At 25.1% G+C, this 5,316-nt stretch carries 6 protein-coding genes; 3 read left to right on the top strand and 3 right to left on the bottom strand.

Translation table 11 applies throughout. The features are described from left to right. Window positions 1-79 precede the first annotated feature (79 nt). On the bottom strand, window positions 80-739 hold the full coding sequence (locus ACERKK_RS10910; RefSeq protein ID WP_373773107.1) for a response regulator transcription factor: 660 nt from the start codon (window positions 737-739) through the stop codon (window positions 80-82). A 168-nt stretch (window positions 740-907) separates the two neighbouring features. Here ACERKK_RS10910 and ACERKK_RS10905 point away from each other — a divergent pair, with 168 nt between their 5' ends. The 3 genes from ACERKK_RS10905 to ACERKK_RS10895 all read left to right on the top strand — a co-directional run bounded on the left by ACERKK_RS10905 (window position 908) and on the right by ACERKK_RS10895 (window position 3,967). After that, window positions 908-2,104, top strand: a complete 1,197-nt coding sequence (locus tag ACERKK_RS10905) for an OprD family outer membrane porin (protein WP_373773106.1) — start codon at window positions 908-910, stop codon at window positions 2,102-2,104. A 74-nt stretch (window positions 2,105-2,178) separates the two neighbouring features. Then, complete coding sequence (locus tag ACERKK_RS10900; protein ID WP_373773105.1) at window positions 2,179-2,835, top strand: response regulator transcription factor; 657 nt, start codon at window positions 2,179-2,181, stop codon at window positions 2,833-2,835. Then, window positions 2,813-3,967, top strand: a complete 1,155-nt coding sequence (locus ACERKK_RS10895) for a sensor histidine kinase (RefSeq protein WP_373773104.1) — start codon at window positions 2,813-2,815, stop codon at window positions 3,965-3,967. Before ACERKK_RS10900 ends, ACERKK_RS10895 begins: the two co-directional genes overlap by 23 nt. 92 nt (window positions 3,968-4,059) lie before the next feature. Here ACERKK_RS10895 and ACERKK_RS10890 read toward each other — a convergent pair whose 3' ends face one another. Beyond that, entirely contained in the window at window positions 4,060-4,293 is a 234-nt protein-coding gene (locus ACERKK_RS10890; protein ID WP_373773103.1) for a hypothetical protein, read from the bottom strand. 318 nt (window positions 4,294-4,611) lie between these two features. After that, entirely contained in the window at window positions 4,612-4,860 is a 249-nt protein-coding gene (locus tag ACERKK_RS10885) for a hypothetical protein (RefSeq protein WP_368030740.1), read from the bottom strand. Between the last annotated feature and the right edge of the window lie 456 nt (window positions 4,861-5,316).

Below are 5,316 nucleotides of genomic sequence, written 5' to 3'. Positions count from 1 at the left end.
TTATCTTTGACATTAGTTATATTAGTTAATAAAATAACTATGGAGAATTATACTTTTTTTATATGCAGGGAACATGTAGTTATATTTTTAAGATATAACCTAATCCTTTTATTGTCTCAAAGGAATCTTTATCTATATGTTTTCTAATATTTTTTATATAAGATCGGATTGTTGCAATAGAAGGTTCTGCTTCATATCCCCATATATTTAATATTAGTTCATTAATTGAAATAATTCTATTTTTATTTAATAAAAAATACTTAAGGATCTCAGCTTCTTTTTTAGGTAAGGAAATATTTTTTGTTTCTTTTTCTATAGACATGGTCCTAAAATTAAATTTTATATCATTTGTAAGTTTTATTACTTTTGTTGATTCAATGAAAAATTTTTCTTTTATATAATTTATTCTAATAAGTAATTCTTCTAAACTAAATGGTTTTCTAATAAAATCATTTGCCCCATATTGATAGGCTTTTTTAAAATCATCTAAACATATAGAGGATGAAATAAAAATAATAGGCATTAACAGTCCATTAGATCTTATCTTATTTGCAATTGATAATCCACTAATATTAGGAACATTTATATCTAAAAGTAATAAATCAAATTGTTCTGAATAAATTAATTCTTCTGCTTCATAACCATCATATGTTATAGAAACTATGAAATTATTCTTTATTAGGTACTCGCTTATTATTTCAGCAAGAATGATATCATCTTCCAATAATAATATTTTCATATATACTCCAATTTTTTTATTTATTATATAAATTTTATAAGGAGTGATTATGGAGTAAAACTACATGTTAACTGCATTTTGGTTTGTTATAGTTTTTCATTATTTTTATTTTAAAAATATATATCATCATAAACTAATATTTTAGTATATGAAATTTTAGGAGAACAAATGAAAAAAATCGCAAAAATAAGTTTAGTTACAGCATTAGCTGTTGCAGGATTCGCAACAAATAGTTTTGCAGCAGATACATTAGCTGAAGCATTTACTAATGGAAAAGCATCAGGGGCAGTAAAATCATATTATTTTGCTCAAACATTTGATGGAGCTGGTAAAAATGATAGTTCAATTTGGGCTAATGGTGGTCATTTAAACTTCGTAACAGATGATTTTAAAGGATTGGTACTAGGTGCAACTTTACAAACTTCTCATGTAACTAGTATTGATGATAAAGATGGGAAAACAGCTGGAAGTATGGATGCACAAGGGTCAGTTTTATCTGAATCATATCTACAATATACATATGATAAAACAACTTTTAAAGGTGGTAGACAATTTGTAACTACTCCATTATTAGCAGGTTCTGGTTCAAGATTAATAAAAGAAGCTTTTGAAGCATATTTATTAGTAAATACTGATATCCCTGATACAACTGTTGTTGCAGGTTTAGTTACAAAATATCAAACAAGAACAGATAATTCTTCTTATGGGGACAATGCATTTGTAAATTATGATACAAATGGAACTGGTGAACCTGGTAATTTTTACAACATAGGAAATGATGGAGTACAAACTGTTTATATTAAAAATAGTTCAATTCCTAATTTAGATGTGCAGTTTCAGTATGCCGATGTTGTAGATGTTGCAGTTGATATGTATGTGGATGCGAAATATAATTTTGGACCTGTTTTTGTAGCTGCACAATATTTTGATACAAATTATGATTCAAGTGCAAGTAAAGATTCATCAATGTATGGTTTAAAAGTTGGTGGAAATATTGAAGGACTTGATTTATTTGCCGGATATACATCTACTGATGATGCAAATGATGTAGTAAGAGGTATAGGGCAAGGTGCTTATTCTCAATTTACAGCAACAACAAAAACAGCTGGTGCTGATGCATTTAAAGCTGGAACTGATGCTTGGCAAGTTGGAACAGGCTATAAATTTGGAAAGTTAAAAACAGAACTCAAATATACAAGCTTTGATCAACCAACTGTAAATGCTGATTTAGATGAAATAACTTTAAATTTAGCTTATCCAATTACTAAAGCATTAGTAGCTCAAATTGATTATTCTATATTAGATTATGAAAATGATACAAAAGATGCAACTGATTTAAGAACTAGACTTATTTATTCTTTCTAAAAATTAAACAAGGATTTTTAAAAATCCTTGTTTTAATAAATCTTCTTTATGCTAAAATTCTTCAAAGGATTTTAATGAAGATACTCTTACTTGAAGATGATATATTACTAAATGAAATCATTGAGGAACACTTACAGAACAAGGGTTATCAAATCATCTCTGTATATAGTGGTGATGAAGCAGAAGCATTAATATATTCACAAAAGTTCGATTTATTTCTTTTTGATGTAAATGTACCTGTTATTAATGGATTTGATTTATTAAAAAGTGCTAGAAAAAATGATATAAAAACACCTGCTATATTTTTAACATCTTTAAATATGGTTGATGATATTGAAAAAGGTTTTGATTCAGGTTGTGATGATTATGTTAAAAAACCAGTAGAACTTAAAGAATTAGATATAAGAATTAACAATATAAAAAGACTATTTAAAATCTTGCCCGATGAAATAATAGAAATCTCTCCAAATATCTATTTAGATAGATTAAATCTATTTATCAAAAAAGACAATAAAGAAGTACACCTTGCAAAAAAAGAGTGTGAAATTTTACTTTACTTGATAAATAATAATAAAACAGTAAGTATTGAAGAATTAAGTACAAATGTTTGGTCTTATGAAGACTCACCAAATGCATCTACTGTTAGAACTTATATAAAAAATCTAAGAAAAATTCTTGGTGAAGAATTTATTTCAAATACAAGAGGAGTTGGTTATAGATTTAACAAATAGTGAAAAAACAACCTTTATTAGGTTTTTAACTCTTTATTTAGGTTCATCTTTTATTTTGATGATATTAGTGGCATTTTTATATTATCAAAATGAACGAACTTTATATTTTGATTTAACAAAATCAAATATGCAAAATGTTGCAACTAAGATATCTTCACAAATAATATTCTCACACATGTCTAATACTCCCTTTGATAATAGTAAATTATTAGAGACAAATGATTATAAAATCTCTTTTTATAATGCAAAAAAAGAGAAGATATTTGGGAATTTAAATGATACTTTTGATTTTTCAGAAGATTTAATACAACATGAAAAACACTTTGTATTAATTGATAAATCAGCCTTAGGTCACTTGGGAGTATATTATATTGCAATTGAAGAAAATCTATACTTTGAAAAAATAGAAAAACTGATAATTGATATTATTTTCTTTTTTATTTTAATCTATTCAATCATTTCGTTAATTGGATTTTATCTTGCAAAGTTATTTTTAAAACCCATAAAAGAAGAAAGAAAAAGAATAAATACTTTTATCAAAGATACAACACATGAATTAAATACGCCAATAAGTGCTATCTTGATGTCAACAGAATCTGAGAACCTTACGCCTAAACAGATTGAGAGAGTAAGATTAAGTGCTAGGAGAGTTTCTGAAATTTATAAAGATCTAACATATATTTTTTTAGCAAATAATCAAACAGAAAAAATCATAAATGAATTATCATTGGACAATACAATAAAAGAACAATTAAAATATTTTGAACCTCTTGCATCAAAAAAAAGAATTATAATTAACACTAATTTAGAAAACTTTAATTATAAAATCAATAAAGATGATTTTATAAGAGTTTTCAATAATCTAATATCAAATGCTATTAAATACAATAGAATGGGTGGTAAGATAGATATCTTATTAGAAAATAAAACTTTAATTATCAAGGATAATGGAATTGGAATAGAAGAAAAAAAGATTAAAGATATTTTTAATAGATATTACAGGGCAACTTCAGAACAAGGTGGTTTTGGAATTGGTTTAAATATTGTAAATAAAATATGTAAAGATTATAATATTGAAATTACAGTTGAATCTAAATTAAATGAAGGTACGACTTTTTCTTTGAGTTTTTAGATTATCGAATATAAATAATAAAACCTTCAAGCAAGGGATTGAAGGTTTTATAGAAAAATTACAAGAAAAAAGTTATTTAAACTGATATTTAATCATCCCTCATATAATTGAGATTCAGATCTATCTGGATTAAGAATTTCTTGGTGTTTTTTATAAACTGATGACGACTCTTGTTTTGAATTATTTTTATTCATTTCTTGGTGCATTGTTTTATGCATTGCCATACATTTTTCTTTATCCATACCCATCATTGTATTATTCTCACTTGCAAATAAGCTTCCTGCAAATAAACCTGCTATTAAAACTGTAATTGTTAATCTTTTCATTTTCTATCCTTTGTTTTTTTATATGTTGAATTATAGTAATCTAATAAGGAAGCAACGTGGAAATATATTTATTTTAAATTATTTGATAAAATTTGTCACAATTAATCAAATTTTTCTTTCAGTTAATTATCTTATACAAAAATATATGATTTTGAAATTTATGCTATAAGAACCATGTAAAAAAGTATATGATTATAAGTTTGATAGGAGTTTAGATTTTTTAGGATTTACTATATTTGCTAGAAATTTAATTTTATAAGTTATGCAACACACAAGAAAGAAGATTAACTTCTTAACTTGAATATTTATAGAGTTTTTTTATTTAATTACACCATTTTTTACTTGAATTGCATATATAGCATTCATATTTGTTTGATTATTCCAATAATTTGGATCCCTTTTTACTTCACCTTCTGCAGGTACTTTTGAATGGTCTGGATAAAAATCAGGATGTTTATGATTCATCATTTTCCCTTCATGAATATGATAATTCATATTGTGACCATCTGCAAATAAACTTCCAGCAAATAAGCTTGCTACAAAAACGGTAATTGTTAATCTTTTCATTTTCTATCCTTTGATTTCTTATATGTGTAATTATAGTAATCTAATAAGGAAGCAACGTGGAAAAATATAACTCTATACTATTTACACACAATTTAAATATAATTAATAAAATTAAAGCCTTCCTATAAAAGATAGCTTAAATAAAAGATAAAATTAAAAAAGTGCATACTTTTAGGTTTTATCTTTAAAGTACTATAAAAAATAGTATTTTGAAGATGAAATTTATTTCATCGTAAACAAGTAAAATGGTATTGGCTTTTATATAATTGCCAATTTATAGTATTAAATTATTTGTTTGAGTTTTTTTACAATTTACTGTTAATTACATCTAAAATTAAGATTAAGGATGTGCTACAAATACACGAGTTGGATTATATGGTTGGTTATGATTATATATAGCCCAAATAATATAAGCTAGTTTTCTAGTAACTATTATTAAAGCTTCTTTTTTAGCAC

Origin of the sequence: Poseidonibacter sp. (assembly GCF_041821165.1) — a bacterium.
In the GTDB taxonomy this organism is placed as follows: domain Bacteria; phylum Campylobacterota; class Campylobacteria; order Campylobacterales; family Arcobacteraceae; genus Poseidonibacter.
The sequence above is the reverse complement of the archived record's forward strand: the minus strand, read 5'-3'. Positions and strand labels throughout refer to the sequence as shown.